Origin of the sequence: Embleya sp. NPDC005575 (genome assembly GCF_040605455.1) — a bacterium.
Taxonomy (GTDB): Bacteria; Actinomycetota; Actinomycetes; order Streptomycetales; family Streptomycetaceae; genus Embleya.
In genome coordinates, this window is record NZ_JBEXCV010000329.1 from 1 (window position 1) to 2,079 (window position 2,079).

Genomic DNA, 2,079 nt, shown 5'->3' on the forward strand with positions numbered 1-2,079 from the left:
TACTCCTGTTCCAGGAACAGGTTGCCCAGCACGGGTGTGGTGAACAGGCCGAAACCCATCGCCGCAAAGGCCAGGATCACCGTCTTGAGGGTGCGCCCGGCGCGAGCGCGTCGCGCAAAGCGGCCACGGTTTCGAACGGGACGTGGTGGATGCTTGCCAGGCAGGAGACGAAGTCGTAGTGCCCGACCGGCAGTTGGACCTCGGTGACGTCGGCGCACGCGAAGCGCGGGTTCGGCGCGCCTGCGGTGGGCCGGGATCGGCGACGGGCCTCGGCGACCACCTCCTCGGCCGGATCGATCGCGTCGACCACGATTCCCGATGCGGCGAGCCGATGTGCGAACCGCCCGGTGCCGCAGCCCACATCCAGTGCCGTCCGGCAGTTCTTCGGCAGCCGGCGCAGCAGCAGCGGATGGTAGTGGTCGTTGTGATCGAAGGGCATGCCCCGACCCTGCCACAGCGCATCCGGGTGTCAGCCGGCCGTACCTTCCGTGGCCGCGACGAGGGCGCCGTCCAGCAGCGCGTCCAGGTAGCGCTTCGCCAACTCGGGGTCGTTCCGGTCGGGAGAGTGACGTACGGCGAAGCCCAGTCCGCAGAGCATGAGCTGGAGGTCGGTGGGACCCAGGGGCGGGCGCAGGGCCTCGGCGCCGGCCGCACGAGCCAGCAGGTCGCCGGTCACGCGTAGCAGGTGGTCGCGCAGTTCCAGGGTTTCGGCGGTGGCCGCCCCGGGGCCGAAGGCCGCCGCGGTGAAGGCCTCGTCCTGGACGTAGGCGGTCAGCGCGGCCTCCAGGAAGCCGCGCAGGGCCCGCCGCGCGTCCGGCAGCTCGGTGGCCCGGTGGGCGTGTTGGATCAGTTCCGTGAACCGGTCGGCGGCGAGCGCTTCGAGCAGTGCCTCGGGGGTGGGGAAGTGCCGGTAGACGGTGCCGACGCCGACGTCGGCGGCCAATGCGACCGCGTTCAACTGCGGTGGCCTGCCCCTGCGCGCCAGGTCGCGCGCGGCGTCGATGATCCGGCGCCGATTACGCGCGGCATCCTTGCGCAGCGTCGGTCTATGGGGTGCGGCCGTGTCGTCCATGCGGCGACGCTATCGGCCAAGTGGATGGATGGTCCATGCGGCCGATCGATCCGCCGGCCGCGGTTCGCCGACCCGCCGAGCACCGCTGATCTCGCCGGTCGGCCGGAAGCCGAGCCCGAGGTGGAAGCCCTCGGGGCCTCCTCGCCGGGCTCCCGCGTGTGGTGACGCGGGTGCCGACGCGGCGGCGGATCTCGGCGGTCACCGCTTCGACCGCGAAACGACCGTAGCCGCAGCCCTGTTCGTCGGCCGCGACGTTCAGGCGCCACAGTCCCGAGCGGATGTCCTGCCGGTGCCGGTGCCGGGGCCGTCGATGGCGAAGTCGACATCGAGGAAGGCCATCAGGAAGCCCACGATCCGATCGTTGTCGACGATCAGGTGCGGGATCAGGCCACGTCGGGCTGCACATACGCCTCGGCGAGCGACTCGACCGGGACGACCGGGCGCTCCTGATCCGGGCGGACCTTCAGCGCGATCGCGGCCTTGAAGTCGGTCGTGGTGATCGGCTCCAGGTACGGGGTGGTTGTCATGGGAAACCCCAGGCGGGCCGATCAACCGACTTTCGTGCCGGGATGGTCGATCGTCCGGGGCCGCGCGGCAAAGGAGTGGGCAGGGGAGTGGGCGGGGCGGGTCAGGCGCACCGGGTGCGAGTGTCGCGGGGGCATGGGGCCCAGCGGTGTCGGTCTGCCGGGCCGCCGGTGGGGTGGATTCACCGGATCGGGTGAAATCTCGGTTGGTTCGGCCTCGTTGCCGTGCCGGCGGCGGAAATCGGAGGTTCTCTCGGAGAGCGGTACCGAGGGAGGTCAGGATGGGGCAGGTCGCGGCCGGTGGTGCTCCCGCCCGACACGGCGTGTTCCGGGTGATCGTGCTGATCGCCTTGATGACCCTGTTGCACGCGACCCACGTCCCCGGAGCCGCACACCGCGCCGCGCCGGATTCGGATCGCTGCGTGGTCGGCCCGATCGGCCCCGCCGCCTGGTCCGGCGCCGCGGACGTGCCCGGCGACGGGC

General features: G+C 71.6%; 2 protein-coding genes and 2 pseudogenes. 1 reads left to right on the plus strand and 3 read right to left on the minus strand.

The genetic code is table 11. The features are described from left to right. Positions 1-94: 94 nt before the first annotated feature. The 3 genes and pseudogenes from ABZS54_RS42765 to ABZS54_RS42775 all read right to left on the minus strand — a co-directional run. Positions 95-439, minus strand: a pseudogene (locus ABZS54_RS42765) (class I SAM-dependent methyltransferase); the annotation flags it as partial. A 30-nt stretch (positions 440-469) separates the two neighbouring features. Next, on the minus strand, positions 470-1,072 hold the full coding sequence (locus tag ABZS54_RS42770; protein WP_355548828.1) for a helix-turn-helix domain-containing protein: 603 nt from the start codon (positions 1,070-1,072) through the stop codon (positions 470-472). A 9-nt stretch (positions 1,073-1,081) separates the two neighbouring features. Further along, positions 1,082-1,599: pseudogene (locus ABZS54_RS42775) on the minus strand (GNAT family N-acetyltransferase). Between the two features lie 278 nt (positions 1,600-1,877). Between ABZS54_RS42775 and ABZS54_RS42780 the strand changes: the two are divergent. Next, the coding region (locus ABZS54_RS42780) for a hypothetical protein (protein WP_355548830.1) at positions 1,878-2,079 on the plus strand (202 nt) is incomplete at its 3' end.

Excerpts from the sequence above, each read along its gene's own strand:
- ABZS54_RS42770 (WP_355548828.1), bottom strand. The coding sequence starts at position 1,072 with ATGGACGACACGGCCGCACCCCATAGACCGACGCTGCGCAAGGATGCC.